The sequence below is a fragment of the Bacillus sp. DU-106 genome, assembly GCF_004799705.1.
In the GTDB taxonomy this organism is placed as follows: Bacteria; Bacillota; Bacilli; order Bacillales; family Bacillaceae_G; genus Bacillus_A; species Bacillus_A cereus.
Genome location: NZ_CP026607.1, coordinates 3,084,302 through 3,107,131 on the forward strand (window position 1 = coordinate 3,084,302; position 22,830 = coordinate 3,107,131).

The following is a 22,830-nucleotide window of genomic DNA, read 5'->3' on the forward strand; positions in this document are numbered from 1 at the left end:
AAATGATTTACCTATTATTTTTCAAAAACAAAATCGCCTCCTTAGATTATAGAAGGAATGACTAATTTGACGTATCTCTCTGACGATTTCTCCCTTATCATTTTATGATATGCTAATAACATTTGATAAAATATGGTATCTACAAATAGTCAAACACCTTTAAAGATACCTCATCCAGTTCTTGCTGTTGCAAGATAAACAGCATATAATCCGTTAACCACCCACATTAGCAACGAAAACATAAAGAAAAGGCATTCCAAATATGAAACACCTTCTTTCGTTTTATAAAACCATCCACTTAAATCTATTTTACAAATATAACATTCAACACGCTGAAATCTTCTATTTAACGTAATCACTCATTTAACTAAAAAACTTAGTTAATTGCACAATGCTCTTCTCACTTTTCTTGCAAAATTTAGTGGATCATCAACGTCTTCGATATTAACGTAAATCAAATTTGGATCATCACATAACCACTCATTGTGTATAGACGAAACGATTATTCCTTGTTTAATAATTGTCGCCACAAATTCAGTGACTTCTTTTTGTAAGAGTGCTACTCGGCCTAGGCATAATGCCCGTCCAGTTTTATTGTCTCGTGATTCGAATGAAAAAGAAGTGGTTACTCTAAAACGTTTCCCCAAGATTGTTGCTCGTATTTCATCCCTGTTTATTGTTGCCACGCATTTCCCACCGGCGAATCCTTCTTGTCCACCGATAATTCTTGCAAACTGTTGACAAATTGATTCCTCATTAACTGCCATACCTTTAATCATCCCCCCTTTTACTGTTAGGTTATGAATGAATACATAGGTCTGAAACGGTAATGAATCTAATCTATTATAAAAAAATGATGACAATCTACCGAAAGCTATTAACTCAATTATTCTTGATCGTATGAATTGTTATCAGAGTTTAAATGGTGCGGAATTTTCATTTTATGTTTAATGGGCATCGGAGACTGAAAGCAAAACTCAGCTATTATATGGTAAGACATTTTTAAAAAGCATAAAAAAGACACCCTAAGGTGCTATCCTCCGACTTGAGAATCTTATCTATGTATGGAGAAATTTTGAAAAGACAAATACAAAAGAGAAGATTCTAACTATAATTTATAGAACTCTTATGCCATGAATTACTTACATATTTCCTTATTTACCAGAAGAAGAATCTCAGTTACATTATTTTCTGAACAGTCTCGTTAAAGCCATCCCAAGAAATCCAATGCCCATTCCTATTAGCCATCCAGTTTGGGCATTACCTAACATAGATCCCACTCCTCCACCAAGAAACATACAGCCAACGAATACTAATCCTCCAATTCCCCAATTCGGCCGTTCCATAATTCAATCACATCCTTTCAATAAAACATATGCGATTAGCTCCTTCAACTTTCTTCCATAGGATAGTTCATTATTTTGCTTAGGTTTAGCGCTATCAGGGAATTCGAAAATTTCTCTTTTTTATATAGACCATTTATTTGCCACATTTCTGTTTACTTATATTTTTTAAAAGAAGGTTTCCATTCTGTTAAATCCTGATAAACAAACGTTATATTGTTACATATTTCCTCTACAACTTCGTACATACGTTTCATATCACTAGTCGTAAATAATATAGATCCTTTGCGTTGAGTGCTATCTACAATAGGTGGTATGATGTCTCCCTCTTTTAGTAATAGATCAATTAATACGACCTCGGATATGTTACTTAACTCCTTATACTTGATTTCTTTTAAGCAACCTGGTTTTGGAATCAAGCTTAAAGACATAGCATGACATTTTGAAGATACACATCTAAATTCATCTATAGTCTCAGTAGCTAACGCATCATAATAGTATCCAAATTGGGATATGCCGGTTGTTAGTTCCACCATATTCCAGATATTACCACCACCTATTCTAACTTGAGATTCTATAATTATCGGCTTATTTTTTTTGTCTATCTTTACTTCTGTATGAGTAATGCCGTTTTCCATTTGCATGTCGTCCAAAAATAGCATTACTTTTTCCATAATTAATTGTTTTTGAGATTCATCTATAGGTGCTGGCATAATAGTATAGTTTATTATAAACGTACCTTCTTTAAATACTTCAGCTGATATCGCTAGTATAGAATGTTTTTTGTTATAAGAAACGGCTTCGACCGTATAAACTACATCACCTTCAATGTACTCTTCCACTAAAACAGGTAGTTGAATACCATTTTCTTCAAAAAATACCTCTACGTCATCTCCCGTGTCTAGCTTAGATACACCTTTACCACCTGCGCCAATCGGGGGCTTTATTATAATACTATCTTTTTTGTTCAAAAATTCATTAATATCTTTAATGTTATTGCAAACTGTCGAATCTATCGAAAAGTCTTTACCTGCTAGCATTTCACGCATCATGTCTTTATTGCGGGTTATCATATTAGCATTGTAAGAAGGCCCTTTAACATTAAAAATCTTTGCAATTATGCAAGCCGTATCTAATGCTGTTTCGTTGAAAGATACAACCACATCAAATGGTTTCTCTTTGAATAATTCTTCAGCATAGTATATAGACAAGGGTATATTTGTCGTGTCTAATTCTTTTTTATAGAAACATTTTTCTAAGATAGTCCCATCAAAATATATGTGTTTAGCGTACGATCCTATGTACGAAACAATATAGCCACTGTCTAATGCATCTTGTATAGGCTTTGTCCATCCCCCTATAAATAAAATGTGGGGTTTATTTTCTATGTCAGTTCCTTTTAATACCTTATGCATCACAATCATCTCCTCTAAAATGAACTCGTATATTCAATATCATTTCCTTTTGATACGCCACGTCTTAACAACGCCACTAAACACAATGTTGTTCCGAATCCCCCTATGAATAACGTAGTTTGAAGCCCAAATATAGAAACTAAAAATGCACTAGCAAAACTTCCTAATGCCCAAGCCCCCCAATTCAGCGTACGTTGTACAGCATTTACTCGGCCTAGCATGTGACTTGGTGAGGCAAGTTGTCGTATGGTTGCAGCGTAAGGGCCAAATACACCTTCTCCCATACCATGTATGATACTTGCAGCTACTATACCGATAATGGTTCCCATATATCCCATTATCGGTATAAAGGCCAAACCAGTAACTGATACAGTAGCGCTATAAATAAGCATTTTTGTATTATTAATTTGTTGACTTTTTTTCATGAGTATCGTGTTACCTATTAAAAATCCCACCGCTGCTGAGCCTACAACAAACCCTATTTCAAGTTCAGATAGACCCATTACCTTATACAGGAATATTACTAAAATACTATTTAGTATGTATTTAAAAAAACCGTAAACAGCGCCACAGGTTACAATTGGTTCTAATACAGGGTGTTTTTTAAAATATACCAAGCCTTCATATATGTTTTGGTATATGGATTTTATATTTACGTCTTTTAAAGAGCCCTCTGTATGCGGTTTAAACTTGGAAATAAATAATACAAATGCAAAACAAACAAAATACGTTACTGCGTCAATAGTAAAAGAGCCTGTTAATCCAAATAGAGTAATGATGATTCCTGCTAGCATAGGACCAATTACTACAGAAAGAGACTCCGAAAGTGCTAGTTGAGCATTTCCTTTTTTTAACTTGTCTTTATCTGTTACTATTTCCGGTAAGAAAGAAGGAACAGCAATGTTATAAAATGTAGTAAATATTCCATTTAAAAACATGATAAACACTAATAAAGGGAACGTTAAAATATTTGTTACAGTCAGTATGAATACTGATAAAAATAATACTCCTTGACATATACTACAAATTAGCAAAACATTTTTCCTATGAAAGATGTCTATCAAAGCACCGGCTACTAACCCGAAAATTAGGTAGGGTACAAATATAATCCCACGAAGCATGGCAGCATTTGCCTCGCTTGTTTGTAGCACCTCTAATGCAAAAAGAGGCAAAGCTACCATTGTAAGCTGGGTACCTAACAAACTTATAGACTGTCCTAGCCAAAGCTTGTGAAAATTAAAACGTTTGCTATCTTTCATAATATCCCCCCACTAAATTCATATTTATAAATTATCAAGTTAACGATATAAATAAGAACAGGAAAAGCCTATCTTTCAACTAATGTCTGTACCACATAAAAATTCGAAGCCTAATATAAAAGCGATTTTAGTTTCAAAATGAAGACTTGATCTTTAAAGCTCTCTTGACTATTAAAAAGCTCATTTTCCGATTTTATGTCACTTTGAATCACCTCCAGCATCAGTATAACCTTGAAGGCACGCTGTTGTATGCATTTTGGAATGTAACAGCAAGATATCAAAGTTACGATGACAAGTTTTTATGTAATTATACGTAATCAAATCTGCACGATTTGAGGAAAAGAACAATCTGTGAATCTAAGGTATCAAGTTTGAATTCAACTCGTCACAAATATACACTTGGATTGGAACGATACTTTTATAGCGGTGATATATCAAGTTACCCTTTCCTAGGATTCTTCAGAAAGAACAGCGTATTTTTTCATATTAGGTGTTATTTTGTTTTGTTAGTTTAATAGCGATGTAGCACTCCCCTTTCAAAATAGTAAAGTATAAACATGAAAAAACTCCAAACAAATTTTGTTCGGAGTTTTTTCAAATACGCGATATTTATTTAATCTTCATTATCAATTTCTATTGTACCTGTCCTTGCACTAACTTTTAAAATATTTAACAGATTATCAGGTGTCTTGATTTCCACTTCATATTCAAATTTTGATTGTGCTAAGTTGTCATCTTCTAATTCGAATTCTTTTTTCACATTAATAATTTCTCCATTTGTATGAGCTAAAGAAATTTCACGAACTTGTTTCTCTGTGTAGTTTTCATTCTTTTTTGCATAATTGTAACCCATGCCATAATATCCACTAATAATAGCAATACCACTTACTAAAATAGCAATTACACTTATCATTATTTTCTTTTTATGTTTTAACATTTCCATCCACTCCTTAATGATTAATCCTCTATTCCAAATCTTGCTTCAAGTGCATTTTCTGCTTGTTCTAATTGATCTTCCAGTATATCGTGTTCTTTTTCTTGCGTTTGATATTGCTCAACAGTTATCGTTCCAGCGCGATAATCTGCTTCTAGCTGATTATCAGATAGATCTATCTTGTCATCCAGTTGGTCAATTTCTTTTTTTACTGCTAAGTACGTATTTAGGTTTTCTTCTTTTGCTCCAACTGGTTTCGTGTTATTTGCCTTTTCTACAATAGATGTGACTTCGTTTTTGAAATCTTGTGTTTGCTTCGTATCATTCGTAGCAGGCCCTATTTTGCTTGGTTCTTGTTGTAATTGAGCGACTTCTTTTTGTAATTTATCATTTTCCACTTTCAGTTGTTGTACTTCTGTATTGTTATCAGCTTGAGTAGAACAAGCTGTTAAGAATAAACAGGACATTGCTCCAATCAGCATCCATTTTCCCATTCTGTTTTCCTCCCTTTACATGTGCACCTTATCCTTGCCTTTATGTTACTGAACAAACATTAAAGGAAGATTAATGTACAAAAAAATAAAGTGAAGGCTTTTACAGGCAGTTAATCCCTACCTACCTCGCATTCGCCGAATTTTGAGGGAGGAGTCTTACTACCCGTTAATACGGGATAAAATGATATAATTAACTAGTTTCTAATCTTTCTTTAATGTTTCGGAATTATAGTGATACATATTAATAAGAAGAAAAGGAGAATGTTAATGCGAGTTCTTATTGTCGAAGATGAACAAGACTTACAAAATATATTGGTAAAACGATTAAATGCAGAACATTATAGTGTCGATGCATGTGGGAATGGAGAAGATGCCCTGGATTATATAAATATGGCTACCTACGATTTGATTGTACTTGACATTATGATTCCAGGAATAGATGGTTTACAAGTATTACAAAGATTACGCGCGGACAATAATACAACTCCTGTCTTGCTTCTTACAGCTAAAGATACAATTGATGATCGTGTAACAGGACTCGACTTAGGTGCGGATGATTATTTAGTAAAGCCGTTTGCTTTTGACGAACTGTTAGCAAGAATTCGAGTGTTAATGCGAAGAAAAACAGGAAATACATCGAATGTGTTTGAAATCGCTGATCTAGTGGTAGATTGCAATATGCATAAAGTAACACGAGGAGACCAAGTCATCACTCTTTCCAGTAAAGAATTTGCTATTTTAGAATATATGATTCGTAATAAAGAAGTTGTGCTGACACGAGATAAAATTGAGCAACATGTGTGGAATTACGACTATGAAGGCGGCTCGAATATTATTGATGTTTACGTCCGCTATCTTCGTAAAAAAATTGATAGCCAGTTTGAAACGAAGTTAATTCATACAGTGCGCGGAACTGGTTACGTATTGCGAGTAGAACCATGAAAAGACTATCAATAAAAATGAGAGTGACCCTGTGGTATACGGGGCTAATTGTAATTATTATGGCACTCGTGTTAGCTTTTATTTTAACTTCTTCAGATAAAGTTTTACTTTTTAATATGAAAGATCAATTGAAGAGCACAGTAAAAGAAAGCATGGAAGATATCGAATATAAGCATGGGCAGTTAAAGATTGACGATGATTTTGAAACCTTAGAAGATGGAGTAAATATAAGCATTTATAGTAAACAAGGTGAGCTGTTGGTAGGACATAGTCCAACAAGCTTTAATAAAAAGATATCCCTTAAATCCGATGAAATACAAACCATTAAAGACGGTAATAAAGAATGGATAGTATATGATTTTCTCCATAATGCAGGCGGCGATGAGCAAGTCTGGGTTCGTGGAATAATGACTATGAACCAATTATCCTCAACGATGAATACGCTTATCGTGGTAACAATCATTTCATTCCCATTACTTATTCTTATTGCGGCATTCGGAGGATATTTTATTACGCAAAGGGCATTTCGACCTGTGCAACAAATGAGTGATTCAGCCAGTAAAATTGGTGATGGTAAAGACCTTTCGAAGAGAATTAATTTACAAGGTTCACCGAAAGACGAAATGTATCATTTAGCACAAACCTTTGACAAAATGTTTGAGCGATTGGAGACATCATTCGAAAGTGAAAAACAATTTACATCTGACGCATCTCATGAATTAAGAACACCAACATCTGTTATTATTTCACAATGCGAATACGCTTTATCGCAGAGGAATCACCCGAAAGAAATGGAAGAATCGTTAGAAGTAATTTTAAAGCAATCACGTAAAATGTCCGCTCTAATCTCACAACTCTTATTATTAGCAAGAGCTGACCAAGGAAATCATAATACTTTCCAATTTGAATGTATCAATATGAGTGAATTAACGGAAATCGTTGTAGAAGAGCTTTCATTAATGGTTCAAGAAGCTTCGATTGATATAACAACTAATATAGAGGAAGACCTATTTATTAAAGCAGATCAAACATTGATGATGCGTTTATTAATGAATTTACTAACGAATGCGATTGCTTATAGTAAAGCGAGCGGAACTGTGCATATGCAACTATTCCGTGATGAAACCAACATAATAGGTAAAGTCTCCGATAATGGCATCGGCATCAGCGAGCAACATATTACTAAAATATGGGACCGCTTCTATCGAGTTGACGCAGCACGAACATCTTCAAACATCGGAAACACAGGTTTAGGATTGTCGATGGTAAAATGGATTGTCGAACTACATGGAGGAGAAATTACGGTTGAAAGTAAATTAGGAGAAGGCAGTACTTTTACATTTAAACTACCAATTGAAAAAAGAGCATAATTTATACGTGTCTGTCGCTTCAGAATAAAGATTGATTCAAAGGCTCTCAACAATCCTTATGTAAAAATAACTGACGCATTTTAAACATCATCGATTTTATCATTTTGGACAACCTATTCTGTTAAATTAATATACATGCGAAAAAACTATCAAAATAAAACCCCAGAAATCCAATGGTCTCTGGGGCTTCATTATATATTTAGCTCTTTTTGCTTTTTGTTTTGTTTATGTCTATACAGTAACTTTCGACTTATTAGAGAAATCACTAATAAGGTCAGAATTAATAAGATAAGTTGCATAAATGATAAATCAAAATATTTAGCACCTGTAACGATTAAAAGTGTAGAAATCGTGCCTTTTACAACGAAAAAAATAATAACCCATAACCCGCCTTTTTTCCAGTTCATTTTATATTACCCTTTCCTACGTTTAAATTCTTAAAATATTTAATGATAGTTCGTAAATATGACAACTTAATAGAAATCTATTATATTAACAAAAAATTCATGTCTAATTAAATGCGACGATTCTATATTAAGTGAAAATGATATTCATTGTCAATTTTATTGATTATTTGAATACTTATTCTTAATCTCTTTCTACTTTGTTTCTTATAAGCAATACACTTTTATATTCAAACAAAAACACCTCCATTACATTTGCACACTTAGTATGCGAATGCAAGAGGTGTTTTTTCATATACCATCAGGTAAGATTTCCTACTTTGTTTATTTCTAGATACGTAGTTATTTTTTAGTACACAATTACTGGATCATACGTGTTCAAACTATCATATACAGTTTTTGCAACATTAGGAAGAAGGTTCACACACCCACCTGATCCACCTGTTAAATAAGCGTTATTTCCCCAGTCTTTTCGCCAGCCGGCATCGTGGAATCCTTGACCGCTATTTGTGAATGGAACCCAGTAATCTACTTTAACCGCATAATCAGCTTTTCCTACTGCGTTACCTCTTAGCGTGTATGGTGTTCGTTTGTATAGAACGTACCACACACCTGGTGATGTATCTTCACCCGTGCTATGTTTACCCGTTACTACATTTGTTGTAACGACTAATTTTCCATCTTTGTAAATCCAAATTTGTTGCTCTGCAATTGAAACTTCCGCATACGTGTCTCCGATGCCATTATTCGCTGTTGTTTTATAACCGATACCTTCCTTCTCCCAACCATTTCCGTGAATATTAGAAGCAGAAAGCGATTTTTCGCCTTTCTCAAAGGCTTGTTGAACTTGTTTAGTTTCTTTTTCAACATCTAGTGCCCAGCCGTATCCTTGTCCTTTTACTGATATGACTGAACCGGAATGCGTTTTAAATGAGAAATCTTTATTTAATGTTGATTTGGCATTATTAATTTCAGTAATTTTCTTCTTAATGTCACTCGCATCAATTGTAACTTTCATATCCTTTGACATAGAGGCATTTTGAATTAAATCTTTCGCTTTTAAAGGATAAACTTCATCCTGCACTTTATACTCAACAGACTGCCCAAGAAGATTCTGTAGTGCTTTCTCCTCTTTTTTGACAATCGGATCGTCTTCTTTAATAGGTTTTATGTATGCAGACTTCAGATGAATTTCGCTTTTATATTTTTGCTTATCGTAATCTTTCAGTAGACTAGTAACATCATACTGTTTTCCTTCAACACTTTTCGAAATAACAATTTTCCCTTGTTCTAGCTTCGCCATAGCATCTTGAGGCGCTTTTAATTTTTCATTCATAGAGATGAGCGTTTCTTCTACAAGTTTTTTCATCGTTTCACTACGATACTGATCTGCCTTCTCTGGTAGCAATGAATAATTTTCTCCCTTTGAGGAAGGGAAAAATGTCCACTGACTTTTTAATAGTTTCTTAACTTGAGGCAAATCTTTTTCCGTAAGTTCCGTTTTTGTATCTTTTTCATCTAAAATTTGTTGTTGGTCAACATAGACTTTGTTTGCTAGTCCAGATGTCTTTAATTTCTGTATTGCCTGATCAGCGCTCAGACCACCAACTTTTGTGTCATTAATTGTAACATTCGAATTGAAGTGAGTTGCCTGATAATAACTCATTCCCCCAATAAGAAGTGCAATTACACCAATACCCACTGCGATAAACTTCCAATTTGTATAACGTTTTTTTGATCTTACTCGTTTTTGATCAATTTCTTCAACTGATTCATTTGTTGTATTGTTGTTCATCAATCTTTCCCCCGTATGCATTAACGTCAAACGATTTTCAATTAAAATCATAGACTAGTGTACCTTATTTTTCCTAAAATTTCATTATTTCCGACCACATTTTATCGCAATTTAATGATTTAATTTAGATTTTTTAATAGTACGATGCATTGAACAGCCCTTTACAAATCATAAAGTGAAACTTAAATTAACCGTCACACCAAGAGATTTAGCTTAATATTCTAGGGGGGAATTTTTCTCTTTACGTAAAATACGAATTATATTATCCATTTTTATGAACATCAATCCCTAATTTTGTTTAAAAAAAAAAAAAAAAAATAAACGATAGTCCTTCTACATTTTTGATAAAAGGACTATCGTTTTTTCAGTTAGAGTATTTGTATAATTGTTTAACTTTTTATTTCCTGAAGGTCTAATGTGATGAAGATGGTGAAATTTCATCTCATAGCCTTTAAATGAAAAACATTATTTTTTTATGACAATCAAGTTTATTTTTATAAATTAAACCCTTAGCTTGATGCCTTCCATATATCCAGCAGCCTAAGATTAAGTAAGAGTCCGTTCAACTAGATTTTTTCTAATATTTTTAGGAGCATCTTATTTCAGCCTCGTCATATTACACTAATTGAATTTAAAACACATCCGTATGCTATTTAGTAAAATTTACGATTCGAGACATAATTATTGCAGTAGCCAAGATAATAATAGCGGTTATCAAACCAGATTCTCCAATCCAAATCTCAGTTTGATCTCCTGTACTTGCACGTGCGAAAGGTCCTTGAATAATGGCATTCCAAGTAGCATGAATGATAACCGAAGGCCAAACGCTACCTGTGATAAGTCGTAAATAAGCTGTAATATAACTGAATGGCACAATACAAAAATAGATGCCAAGTACTGAAAGTAGGGCAGATGTTCCCTCTACATATAGACCAGCAATAACAATTGGAACATGCCACGTTGCCCAAATTAATCCGCTAATAAGGATTGGGCGTGAAAACTCTGCATCGATTAGTCTTGTAAGCATATAACCTCGCCAACCCATTTCTTCTCCCATAACTGGAATTAAGTTAAGCAAGCTACCTAAAACTCCGCTCAATACTACTATAAAAATGAAACTTAATGGTATCGGTAGATATTGAAATCCAAGTATATTGTAAATAGGTTCTAGCATACCACCTTGCGGGGGCTGAAACCTCGCAAGTCCGCTAAACCAGGCGATAGAATAAGTAATTCCACATATTATCATAGGTATTAACAGCGCAAAACCAATCCCCTTCCATATCTTTAAGTTACCGAGACTAAAAGATACATCTTTAAACCCTTCTTTCAATATTATGCGAGTCAAAATAGAAGAAAATGCTGGGGTAAACATATATACCACAATAAGCGGCATACTTTTAGTAATCATTACTACTACATTTAGAATAATAGAAGTAATGGTTAAGATACTTAGAAAGAGTTGAAGTCCTATTTTAGCACGTTGGATTTTATCTTTATTGTGGAATGCTTCTCCGTGTAATAACATTGTAATCCCCCCTTCCCCTTTTATTCATTTGTTTATCAAATTTACTTCCTGTCATTTCAACAGCTACAACTTAGAATAAAAATATTTTGACATACAGATCATTCATCTTTAAAATCCCTCCCAAATTCATAATCTAGTCTTACTTGCGATTCAACAATTTAATTATTATTTATAAACTGTCATAGCCGATAGTACAAAAGTGTAATGATTAACCTATGACTTGTGTCAATTAATCTTATGACAATATGTAACTAGAAAATATGATATGGAATAAATAACAATTGAATTAAGGCAATTGATTCGTGCAAGTACATGAATCAATCTTGTTTATAAAAATAATTCAATTGAGGTGGGCAAAAATGAATAAGAAAAGAATGATTGCAATGGTTAGTACAGCTTTATTAGTCACAGGATGCGCGGAAGTAGGAAACGCTCAAACTGTAGCAGTCGAAAATTCAGGTCAATCAGTCCAAAAAAATATAGTTAAATCAATACAATCACAGGCTAACCCATTAAAAACGATAGAGCCGTCAAAACCATTTGAAGATTTAAAACCACTTAAGAAAATGATTGGGAACGCGCAATATGTAGGATTAGGAGAGAATACTCATGGAAGCTCTGAAATTTTTACTATGAAGTTTCGCCTTGTGAAATATTTGGTTACTGAAATGGGTTTTACGAATTTTGCAATGGAAGAAGATTGGGGAAACGGCTTAAAACTAAATGAATATATCCAAACAGGAAAAGGAAACCCTAGGGAATTTTTAAAATTGTTATATCCTACTGATGAAATTATAGCCATGATTGAGTGGATGAAAGATTATAATGCTGATCCATCCAATAAAAAAAAGATCCAATTTATTGGGCTCGACTTAAAGGCGTTGGACCAAGGTAGCTTTAATAAAGTAATTGATTATGTAAGGCTTCATCGACCAGATTTGCTGGCAGAAGTAGAAGAAAATTATAAAGAATTGTCTTCTTTTACTGGAAGTATACAGGAATATATGAAACTTGCTCCTGAAAGGAAAGAGAAGTTTAAAGCAAACGCTGAGAGAGTAGCCCGATTACTAAAAGATGAGAATGAACAAGCCAACACAGAAATAATTCCATCCGATTACATCTGGGCGAAAGCAACGGCAAGTGCAATAGAGAAATTTACCACAATGCTACTCCCTAACGACTATCCAAGTATAATAAAACTACATGAACAATACTTGGCCGATCATGCAATGTGGGCACAAGAGACATTTGGTGGTAAAACGATGGTATGGGCACACAATATTCATATAGCTAAAGGAATTGTCGATGAGAAATTATACCCTTATGTTGCGGGGCAGTTTTTGAAGGAACGTTTAGACAATAATTATGTCACAATTGGTAGTACAACTACGGAGGGGAATTTTACCTTATACAGCGAATATGATCCTTCCACTGAAGGTAAGATTACAACCGACACTATTCCACAAGATGTAAAAAGTTTCAATTATACTCTCGGAAAAGTGCCATATAAAATGTTTTTATTGGATAACCGTCACCTTAAAGGACAAGCAGAAAAATGGGTTAAAGCAAAAAGACCATTACTAAGTATAGGGGGACAAATCCTCCCGAACAGTTCGGTGTATTTTGATACTTCATTGCTTGAGCAATTTGATATTATTTTTCATATTCGAAAAACAAGTCCATCTCATATTAAATAAAAGTACAAAGCAATCCCGTTCTTGCAGATGTAAGAACGGGATTGCTTTGTGGAGGAGTAATAAAGTGAAACTTTAATCAGCAGGTTTTTGTTCATCCCCCACTGATTATTAGCCTTCACCAATCGTGCGTTTACCGGCAGCCCGCCCCCCACCTAACGCTGAATTTTGAGGTGGGAGTCTTACTGCCCAGTAAATAGCGGGATAAAAGCATCTTTTTTAACCAGAAGTAAGCTGCTCTCCCCTTTTTAACATCATTTAGAACTGTCATATGACACTTTTACACTAGTGAGAATGACAAAAAAAGCAGTATGATTCGGTTATTACACAGATAGGAGCGATGAACTTTATGAAATCAAGATTCATCCATAATGGTTATTTTTTATTGCTAACTTTCGGTACAGGATTGTTTTATTTTTGTTTTTACCTAATAGCTCTGCTATTTAGTTTAACCCTTTCATTTACTGTTGTTGGGATTCCATTAATTATGCGCGTACTACAGACTACCACACCCTTTATCCAATTCGAGCGCATACAGACGAAAATTTATACAGATATTTCAACAGACTCTTACGATAGAAGTATAACAATGGATACATCGAACTGGTCTCAGGTGAAATTAGTGCTAACAGATCGTCGCACTTGGTGTGCTGTCTATTGGCTAATGCAGAAATTTACGATTGGCATTTTCAGTCTCATTAGTGCAATCATTTTTTACGTAATGCCACTTATGTTCCTGTTGGCACCACTACTGTATCGATACATCGATATGAATATTATATTTATACAAATAGATACTTTTGCCAAGTCACTCTTTGTAATGTTTATGGGTATAGTATTTACCGCCATAAGTATTAGAATAGTCGATGGTTTGACAAAGAAAATTGGGGGCTATACACGTAGTATGATTCGGCAACTAAATCAATAGAAGTTTGCAGTCTGTGAGTAGTATCGTAGTTTTAAATTAAAAAGTATAATAAGGCAGGAAGGATTAAATTATTATATAGGAAGTAAAATGGTAGGCTATTTAGGGGGTAAAGGACTTGTTAGATATGGTTAAGTATTGGTTTTGGTATGATTGGATTATGTTAGGGGTACGCCTACTTGCTAGTGTGTCTATCATTCTAGCTACATTAAATTTTCAGGATGGTTTAACATTACCACTTTGGATTATTATTCTTTGGGAAATTATTGCCTTCTCTGTTCCATGGGTAGCCTTACTATTCAATTATAAATATTATTTGTTCACAGAAATACTGCTATATGGTGGACTATGTATATATTTAACCTTATTATTTCCAGAAGCTTACAACACATTTCTTATATCGGTGTTTCTAATTGCTGCGAATAGTAAGCATTTGTCCTATTATTGGACAGCTCCAATAACGGTTTTTATAACAACTGGAATTTTCTATGCGGTTGCGCCAAGTAATAGCTATTGGATTATGGTCACCTATTATGGATTCGCATATGTAATGGGCTTCGCTTTTCATTTATTAATCGTCAATCATAAACAAAATGAATCAATTCGTAAACAAAACGCGGTACTTGAGCAATATATGTCTCAGATTGAACGCATTACACTGGCGGAAGAACGAAACAGACTGTCGAGTGAGCTTCATGATACAGTTGGTCACGCTTATACTTCTATTATTATGGGGATGGAAACGTTGCGCACCGAACTTGCTACTGAAATGGGTATACAGAGGCTAGATTCTCTGCTTGAAATGGGACGTAAAAGCATCGAGGACGTGAGAGGTTACCTACATCAAATGGAGTCTCCTTGTCAATCGCCTTCCTTAATTCAATCTCTCCAAAATCTTGGAGCCGAATTTCAGGAGCACGCTCTGGTTAATGTAAGTTTTCGGGCATACGGAGAGGAATATGAATTGTCTCGGCAAGCGAAGATAGCGTTCATTCGTTGCTTACAAGAGTCCCTTACGAATGCAGTACGTCATGGTCAGGGAACTGAAATTATAGTTTCATTGCAGTTTGAACAACAATATACGAGATTAGAAGTTCAAGATAATGGAAAAGGAAATGTAGAATGGCAAGAAGGCTTCGGTATGAATGCGATGAAAGAACGAGCAATGAATTTGCAAGGTCAATTGTCTGTATATACAAAGCCAGATGAAGGAATGCTTGTTACATGTACCATACCGCGACAAACTGAAATAAAAGATGGACTTATTCGTTTGTTAATTGTAGACGACCAGCCATTTGTTCGGGAAAGTTTGAGGACACTACTCGATAGATATGAAGATTTAAATGTAGTCGGTTTGGCCGAGGATGGCAATGAAGCCATCGATTTGTGTGGGCGCCTTCAACCTCATGTTATACTTATGGATTTAGATATGCAACACATGGATGGAGTCGAAGCAACCAAAAAGATTAAGCAACAATGGCCACATATCCGCATATTGATTTTTACCACTTTTCAGGATACCGAACAGGCGTTGGAATCGCTTCGCAACGGTGCGGATGGTTTTTTACTCAAATCTATTGAAACATTGGAGCTAGCTAATACGATCCGACTTATTCACAAAGGTGGGACACTGATTGATCAGGGAATGTCTCACAAAATATTTGAAAAGTTTGATGCGCAAAAAGAGACACCACAATCAAAAGCAACCGCTTATGAGCTAACAGCTAGGGAGATAGAAATATTGCAACTAGTAGCCAAGGGACTTCGATACACTACCATAGCATCAAGGTTATATTTATCGAATGGTACGGTCAGAAATTATGCTTCCACAGCTTATACAAAGCTAGGAGTCCGCAACAAAGAAGAAGCTGTGCAAAAGGCTCTAGAAATTGGAATTATTGAATAAAAAAACGTTTTTTGTTTCTTTACAGCAAGGTAAAATGTAGTTACAAGATACAGTAAAGGATAAAGTGAAACTTTAATCAGCCCTCATCAGTCGGACTTTTACGGGCAAATAGCGGGATAAAATGAGCGAACTATCATGAACTCCTGTTTTATGCGTATAATTAATAGACAACCTAAGTAACAAGTTTGTTCCATTTTTATCAGTAGTCGTATCTAGAAACCTAAAAAAGTCCATTTAGAAGATCTAAATGGACTTTTTCACTCATATAATCCTATCTATAGTTAAACGAATAAGATTAAATACATTTAAATTTTCTTGTTTTATCTACTAAACTGTTTAGGCATTTCTTTAACGTGCTCATCATCATCACGCCAATCATAGGTTTCTTTCTGCGAAACATCTAAAGTTTGATCTCCAATTCTAACAATATTCTTATTTACCCATTCAATATATGGATCGGTATCTGGATAATTCCAATATATATTTTTCTCTGAATCTGTATCAAGGTTAACTAATTCACCCCTAACAGCATCCGCACTTAATGATCCTGCATTATGAAAATAAGTCTTGATGAGATATTTTCCATCTGGAGATTTCACTGTTCGAATTAATTCCCCTTTTGGAACACCTTGCAAACTAAAAAGTTTCCAATATCCAAATCCAATTATAATTACTAACATAGTAAGTATAGTTAGTAATACTTTTCTTTTTGTTTTTTTAATTTCACCTTTTGTATTTATAATACTCATTCAACTCCATTCCATAATATATCAAAAATAAAAATCCTCCGTTAATACGGGATAAACATGAAAATTCCCATTTAGGAAAACTTTAAAAAATCAGACTGTATACTTGAATTGCTCTTCGCAAGAGAATATACTAATAAAGCAGGCTATGACGTTCCTTCCTTCTAACTTCTTTGGCGAAATAGGGATGTTACTTTCCTGCTAAACACATAGGCTATGACAATTCTTCCTTCTTTGTAGAAATTTCAAATTGTTTTAGAGTTGTCAATTTCCTATGAAAATAATTAGACTATAAAACCTCTTTCTTCTTTGGGTTTGAATAAACTTTAGTTTATCAACCATTGATGTAGAGGTTTTCTTTTCTTAATTAACAAATTACTACTTAACAACTAAATGTTACACCCCTAATTTTTCACTAAAAAATAGCTTTATACCCTCAGTGCATTTCTCTACAATTAGTGTGTTTATGCATGTAAAAATAAAAATCTACCACTGAAAGGAGGACAGTCGGACTATTCCCCTCTTTTATAAGGAGTGAATAATCGGCGTTCTCATGAAAAATTCTATTTACATAAGAAGAAGTTTGAAAGTAATTATAAAAAGAGAAGAAAATAAACTACCGAACATGTATTTAGCCACTGCTTTAAAAAACTTGGAAAGTTTAGGATTTACTTTTTCTGAGCCTTTAATAGAAGAGTTGCAAACACTTTCGGTTGGTGCATTCACATCGTTTTACAAAGAGTTGGTAAAACATTTAAAAGAAATGGTTGGTGCACATATTCAGTTTACTCCTATGTATCCAAACTTTCCGCAACAAATGATGGATTTAAGTGACGCTGATTTATACATCAATGCCGTTATTCATTATGTGACGTTGCGCCTACCTGTATCAAAAGTAGAAGAACGACTTCCTCTTTTAGATAGCGTTGATTTGAAAGTTATTGACTTAGGAAGTGAAGAAGATTTCAATCAAATGATTTCTCAATTGATTCGTGCAAACAGCTCTATTTCCTCAACTGATAAGACAGATGTAGAATGGGCTATTACACACACTGAAGATGTTTCCTGTTTTCTACCTAATGTAATTCCCCATAAGGAAAATATGTCTTTTATAATTGGGGTTTTATTAATAAACAGAAAAATATCAGCCGATGCTGCTGCAAAGTATTTTAAAACAGCAACTGATGTTCTTCGCCTTGCAGTTGCTTTATCTGAAGGTGATGTGAGTTTAGCATCCTCCGTTCGATTCAAGAAGTTTAACCGAGTAGAAAGACGCTTTCTTTTAGGATTGTTAGAGCAATGCGGAAACATTACCGAAGATATGATTCGATACAAAAAACGTTGGATTCGTTTAGGTGAAATTCTTCATCCAGCAGAATATCATACTCGTTTCCCAAAAACCCACCGAGCATTTGAGATGCTTCGCAACAACATTAAAGTTGAAACATTTAATGGAAAAATAGAAGCAGCTTTGTTGAATCGTGATATCATGACAGCGAAAAATCTTTTAAAAACTCGCCCGGGGGAATTTGCCAGACGCTTGGATCATTTAATCCGTTTATGTAGTGATACGTCAACAGATGTTTTCAATATTCTCGAAGAGTTTCTAAGTATAATAGGAAATGTTTCTACTCCTGTATTACTTCAACTCACGGCTCATTTTAAGCATCGAAATGATAAAAATGAATTTCGCACCTTTTTTCCAAAGGGAAATGTAGCAAAAGCTATAGGTATTGAAAATACACTTCCATTTATCTCAGAGGATATTTGTTTAATGATTGTAAAAATGTGTGAAGATACTTTAAAAAATCGCTTCGCAGAACTTCCAAGTCTCGGAAAAGTATTTTTGGATGAACAGTTAAAAAATCACTTAGTTCCCTTCTCTCAACGTTCAGCCAGCAAAGCGCTTCGCACATTATCTCGAGGAAGTAAAGTAGATTTGCCAGAAGGAGATACGATTCGTTTTTTCCTATGGTGGAAAGAAGGCTATGTGAATGGACAACATACAGGACGTGTTGACATTGATTTGTCTGCTGCAATGTACGACGAAGATTGGCAATACAAAGAACATGTATCCTTCACGAACTTACGTTCAAAAAATTTCAAAGCCTACCATAGCGGAGATATTACTTCTGCACCAAAGGGGGCATCTGAATTCATTGATTTCGATATTCCGTCTGTGCTGAAATATGGTGGACGCTATGTAGTTATGACTTTGCTTTCTTACACAGACCAACCATATAAAGATTTACCAGAATGCTTTACTGGTTGGATGGTTCGTCAATATCCTGGTTCAGGTGAAATATTTGAACCTTCTACTGTTCAAGATAAAGTGGATATTACTGCCGACACCCAAATCTCTATTCCAGTTATTTTAGACTTAAAGGAACGAAAATTGATTTGGACAGATTTGTCTCTTACAAGAGATCTAACTTATGATAATACCATCGAGGCTAATCAAAAAGGTATGATACTAGTTGGAAAGGCTTTAACTAATTTAGTTAAACCAAATTTATATGACTTGTTCCGATTACATATTGAAGCTAGAGGTGAACTCGTTCAAGACATCGAAGAAGCAGAAACTATTTTCTCTTTGAATAAAGGGATTACTCCTTTCGATATCGAAAAAATAATATCTGATTTTATAGCTGACTCAAAAGGCTAACTACATTACAAACATTGATAATGTGTGGAAAATATCGATGTATAATGTCTATGTGAAACAGGACCTGATAGATGTTATCAGGTCCTGTTTTTTATTTAGTAGATACTAAATAATCTGGTTAATCACTATTCATCTAAATACACTATACTAATAAAGTGAAATTTATTCGAAAGAAGTTCATTAGTTAATATGTATCTAATTAAGAAACATTCATATACCAGCCCAAACATCTTTTCCATATCGCCCTTCATCTTGCACACGATTCAACCAATTTCTTGCTTCTTGTTCACTGACTTCATGAATTTCTTGATATGCTTGACAAAGGGTATCTTCTACATCCGGAGCCATTTTACTTCCATCACCACATATATAAAGATGAGCTCCATTATCTAATAACGAAATTAAATTGATTCTATCTTGTTTTATCAAATGCTGTACATATGTTTTTGGATGTCCCTCTAAACGAGAAAAAGCTGTGTGTAAAGAGATTAATCCATCTCTTTCATCATTTTCTAGTTCTGTACGATAAAGATAATCTTTTTCAGGATGACGACAACCAAAATATAGATGCGCTTGTCCTAAGTTCATACCTTTTTGCTTTTGAACACGACGCGCTTGCAAGAATCCACGGAATGGTGCAATTCCAGTACCTGGCCCAACCATAATAATTGGTGTTTCTGGATCTTTAGGTAATTCAAAGTTTGATTGTGGCGTTCGAATGAAACAGATAATCTCATCTTTATTATGACGCTGAGCTAAGTAATTAGAAGCGACTCCTTCATATGTCCCTTCCCCACTCCATGCAGGTGCATTAACAACACCGACCGTAATGCTCAGACGATTGTGTGTAACGAGTGGAGAGCTTGAAATAGAATAGTAACGCGGTTTGAGCGCAGGGAGAAGTTCTAAAAAGCGTTCAAATCGGATTTCACAAGCCTCATACTTTTCAAGAAGGTCCAACATTGAAATCCGTTTCTTTAATATTTGTTCATGATAAACTCCTTCTTCTAATAATGCTTCCAATTCTTTTTTATGAGGAGGACATGCTGTGAATGTTACCATTTCTCGTATTTGTGCTCGAGTGGCAGCTTCTTGAACTTCAACACTATAACTAAGAAGGTCCAATAAACTAACAGGACTGTCTAAAGGTATGTGATTTATACTTCGTCCACTTGCACTCAGTATAACTTGATCCTTCCCATTTAATCCAAAACGTTTTAAAATTCGGTTGATATTTTTCTCGCTATTAACTGGCAACACTCCAAGGTGGTCTCCTTCTTTATATGTAGCGCCTTCTGGCAAAGATACCTCGATATGTCGTGTACTTCTATCACTGCTGGATGATTGGAGTTCACGATTTTCTAGTATAGATGCATAAACTGCTTCATATGTTCGTGCAAGAGGAGATCCTCCAAGACGACTGACAAATTGCAGACTCAAAGTACTGCGCTCTTTTTCCATATTTTTGTTGAGCTCCAATCCAAATGCCTTCATCGCATCAGACCACATGTTTTGTTTCCATTGCTCAAGCTGTTCCTCGAAATCACCACTTGCATCTGCTTCTCCGCGTTTAGAAAATCTTGTTGCTCCTTTTTGAGCCATTTGCTCATCAATGTATCTTGGAATCCGTTGGTAGGTACTAGCCCAATTATGATCTCCACAACCAAAAACTGCGTATTGAACCCCTTTTAGCTCATCTGGTTTTAGTTCCTCCAACCATTGCACAAACTGCCCTGCATTACTTGGCGGTTTTCCATTATAAGAAGAAGTCACAATAAGTACCGCTCCTTCTTTTGGCAAACTTCCAATTCGATCGTTAAGAGCTACCACTTCCGTTTGAACTCCTTCTAAACTAGCTGTATCTGCTAATTCTCTTGCAATACCTTCTGCTACACCTGTATCCGAGCCATACAGAACAAGAAGTGAAAGATTATCGGCCCCAATAATAGAAGGTGTCTTCTGGACGTGCTGCTTAATTTCATCGTTTTTCAGCTTGTCCTCTGTAGATGCAAGAACAGTAGGATGACTAATAGTTTGTTTTCGGGGTAGAATCCTAATCTTAAAATCACCGGGCTTTAGCGTTAATGTTTGTTTTACGTCCAGCTGATAGTTTTGATAATCAATTAATTCAAAATGTTGAAGAAGCATTCCCATTACAAGAGTGGCTTCATGAAGTGCAAATTGCATACCGATACATGCTCTCTGGCCATTTCCAAATGGCTTATAAGCATGATGAGGAACCTTATCTAGCTCTTCAAATCGTTCAGGTTGGAATTCTTCCACATTGTCTCCCCATGCATCTTTATCCCTATGTAGCTGTGGAATAAGAACAGAAATACGATCTTCTCCTTTCTTAATTGGGTATTTCCCGCCAATCACTGTATCTTCTTTTGCATAGAGACTGAATGCTGGAGCGGTAGGCCATAGACGTAGCGATTCATTTAAAATCATCCGTATATACTTCAGTTTCATAACTTGTTGGTATGTTGGAGTAGAATCTGTCAAAACACGGTCTACTTCTTCATAGGCTTTTTTCAACTTATCCGGATTCTTTAATAAAAAGTAAATTGCAAAAGATAACAATCCACTTGTTGTCTCATGCCCAGCTATTAAAAAAGTAATAATTTGGAAACGGATGTTTTCATCATCTAATTTTTCACCAGTTTCCGGATCCTGCACATTTAACATACGGGAAAGTAAATCATTTTCTTCCTGATTCCCATTACTTTTACGTTCAGCAATAATATTATCTACTAAAGAAAACATAGATTGAATATCATGCTGAAATTGACGTTTCGTTCTCCACATGAGTTTATCTTCTATATCCAGCCTCTGTAATTGGTGCATCGCCTCATCTAGAGCACGGGTCATGCTAGTAATAAAAGGATGAGGGGTCTCACGATAAAAGCTATTGAATCGGTAATTAAAACCACATAGACCAATTGTATCTAACGTAAGACGTGTCATATCCTCCGGAACATCTACGTTTTCATTCGGATTAAGCCGTGCCCATTTTTGAACGAGTTGTACAGCAATATCGACCATCATGGCATGGTAATCTTTCATTGCCCGTTGGCTGAATGTAGGCATCAAAATATTATGAGCTTTTTTCCAGTTAGGCTCGTGAGTCTCGCTAGTAAATAATCCGTCCCCAGCAAAGGCACGAACTTTTGCTAAAGCACCCTCTATACTTTTATCGAACCGTGTTTCGTCACAAACTTCTGCTACCAATTCATGTCCAGAAACGACAATGATGGTATCACTTAAAGTTTGAATTTGAAAAATGGGACCATACTCTTCCGCTATCTTGATAAAGGATAGGGTCGGTTTATCTTTATCGATTAATGGGAGATTACCCAGCGGTCCATATGTTTTCGGCTGAGGAATGGCAGATACTTTTTTTTCCATTA

Annotated in this window: 17 protein-coding genes; 6 read left to right on the top strand and 11 right to left on the bottom strand. The window is 34.9% G+C overall.

Annotation, left to right across the window (positions count from 1 at the left end):
- Positions 1 to 380 precede the first annotated feature (380 nt).
- The 6 genes from C3Y97_RS15725 to C3Y97_RS15745 all read right to left on the bottom strand — a co-directional run bounded on the left by C3Y97_RS15725 (position 381) and on the right by C3Y97_RS15745 (position 5,445).
- A complete protein-coding gene (locus C3Y97_RS15725; RefSeq protein ID WP_002204749.1) occupies positions 381 to 767 on the bottom strand; it encodes a DUF1259 domain-containing protein in 387 nt (128 codons plus the stop codon).
- A 417-nt stretch (positions 768 to 1,184) separates the two neighbouring features.
- Positions 1,185 to 1,346 carry a hypothetical protein gene (locus C3Y97_RS27870; RefSeq protein ID WP_000441009.1) on the bottom strand — a complete coding sequence of 54 codons (162 nt, stop codon included), beginning with the start codon at positions 1,344 to 1,346 and terminating at the stop codon, positions 1,185 to 1,187.
- A gap of 152 nt (positions 1,347 to 1,498) precedes the next feature.
- On the bottom strand, positions 1,499 to 2,758 hold the full coding sequence (locus tag C3Y97_RS15730) for an ATP-grasp domain-containing protein (RefSeq protein WP_000549725.1): 1,260 nt from the start codon (positions 2,756 to 2,758) through the stop codon (positions 1,499 to 1,501).
- A 14-nt stretch (positions 2,759 to 2,772) separates the two neighbouring features.
- The gene (locus C3Y97_RS15735) at positions 2,773 to 4,017 is read right to left on the bottom strand and encodes an MFS transporter (protein WP_000655287.1); all 1,245 of its coding nucleotides are present in this window, start codon (positions 4,015 to 4,017) and stop codon (positions 2,773 to 2,775) included.
- 613 nt (positions 4,018 to 4,630) lie between these two features.
- A complete protein-coding gene (locus C3Y97_RS15740) occupies positions 4,631 to 4,954 on the bottom strand; it encodes a PepSY domain-containing protein (protein ID WP_000912138.1) in 324 nt (107 codons plus the stop codon).
- Between the two features lie 20 nt (positions 4,955 to 4,974).
- Positions 4,975 to 5,445: a hypothetical protein gene (locus C3Y97_RS15745; RefSeq protein ID WP_000521300.1), complete on the bottom strand. Its 471-nt coding sequence runs from the start codon at positions 5,443 to 5,445 to the stop codon at positions 4,975 to 4,977.
- Positions 5,446 to 5,712: 267 nt separating this feature from the next.
- On the opposite strand from C3Y97_RS15745, the gene C3Y97_RS15750 reads away from it, so the two are divergent.
- Both C3Y97_RS15750 and C3Y97_RS15755 read left to right on the top strand, forming a co-directional pair.
- Positions 5,713 to 6,387: a response regulator transcription factor gene (locus C3Y97_RS15750; protein WP_001264525.1), complete on the top strand. Its 675-nt coding sequence runs from the start codon at positions 5,713 to 5,715 to the stop codon at positions 6,385 to 6,387.
- Positions 6,384 to 7,757, top strand: coding sequence for a sensor histidine kinase (locus C3Y97_RS15755; RefSeq protein ID WP_136363511.1), 1,374 nt, complete (start codon positions 6,384 to 6,386; stop codon positions 7,755 to 7,757). The genes C3Y97_RS15750 and C3Y97_RS15755 overlap by 4 nt, the downstream gene beginning before the upstream one ends.
- A 191-nt stretch (positions 7,758 to 7,948) precedes the next feature.
- On the opposite strand, the gene C3Y97_RS15760 is transcribed toward C3Y97_RS15755, so the two are convergent.
- The 3 genes from C3Y97_RS15760 to C3Y97_RS15770 form a co-directional block, all read right to left on the bottom strand.
- Positions 7,949 to 8,164, bottom strand: a complete 216-nt coding sequence (locus tag C3Y97_RS15760) for a hypothetical protein (RefSeq protein WP_001104104.1) — start codon at positions 8,162 to 8,164, stop codon at positions 7,949 to 7,951.
- A gap of 346 nt (positions 8,165 to 8,510) precedes the next feature.
- Positions 8,511 to 9,956: a L,D-transpeptidase family protein gene (locus C3Y97_RS15765; protein WP_136363739.1), complete on the bottom strand. Its 1,446-nt coding sequence runs from the start codon at positions 9,954 to 9,956 to the stop codon at positions 8,511 to 8,513.
- A gap of 649 nt (positions 9,957 to 10,605) precedes the next feature.
- Positions 10,606 to 11,484 (bottom strand): CPBP family intramembrane glutamic endopeptidase, encoded by an 879-nt coding sequence (locus C3Y97_RS15770; protein WP_136363512.1) that lies wholly within the window; start codon positions 11,482 to 11,484, stop codon positions 10,606 to 10,608.
- 359 nt (positions 11,485 to 11,843) lie between these two features.
- Here C3Y97_RS15770 and C3Y97_RS15775 point away from each other — a divergent pair, with 359 nt between their 5' ends.
- From C3Y97_RS15775 to C3Y97_RS15785, 3 genes are all read left to right on the top strand, one after another.
- A complete protein-coding gene (locus C3Y97_RS15775; RefSeq protein ID WP_136363513.1) occupies positions 11,844 to 13,181 on the top strand; it encodes an erythromycin esterase family protein in 1,338 nt (445 codons plus the stop codon).
- 346 nt (positions 13,182 to 13,527) lie between these two features.
- Positions 13,528 to 14,106, top strand: a complete 579-nt coding sequence (locus tag C3Y97_RS15780) for a sensor domain-containing protein (RefSeq protein ID WP_000842190.1) — start codon at positions 13,528 to 13,530, stop codon at positions 14,104 to 14,106.
- A 115-nt stretch (positions 14,107 to 14,221) separates the two neighbouring features.
- Entirely contained in the window at positions 14,222 to 16,009 is a 1,788-nt protein-coding gene (locus C3Y97_RS15785; protein WP_000886428.1) for a helix-turn-helix transcriptional regulator, read from the top strand.
- A 320-nt stretch (positions 16,010 to 16,329) separates the two neighbouring features.
- Here C3Y97_RS15785 and C3Y97_RS15790 read toward each other — a convergent pair whose 3' ends face one another.
- The gene (locus C3Y97_RS15790) at positions 16,330 to 16,758 is read right to left on the bottom strand and encodes a DUF5412 domain-containing protein (RefSeq protein WP_000022541.1); all 429 of its coding nucleotides are present in this window, start codon (positions 16,756 to 16,758) and stop codon (positions 16,330 to 16,332) included.
- A 550-nt stretch (positions 16,759 to 17,308) separates the two neighbouring features.
- On the opposite strand from C3Y97_RS15790, the gene C3Y97_RS15795 reads away from it, so the two are divergent.
- Entirely contained in the window at positions 17,309 to 19,420 is a 2,112-nt protein-coding gene (locus C3Y97_RS15795; RefSeq protein ID WP_000798039.1) for a TerD family protein, read from the top strand.
- Between the two features lie 210 nt (positions 19,421 to 19,630).
- On the opposite strand, the gene cypD is transcribed toward C3Y97_RS15795, so the two are convergent.
- Entirely contained in the window at positions 19,631 to 22,828 is a 3,198-nt protein-coding gene (gene cypD / locus C3Y97_RS15800; protein ID WP_136363514.1) for a bifunctional P-450/NADPH--P450 reductase, read from the bottom strand.
- Between the last annotated feature and the right edge of the window lie 2 nt (positions 22,829 to 22,830).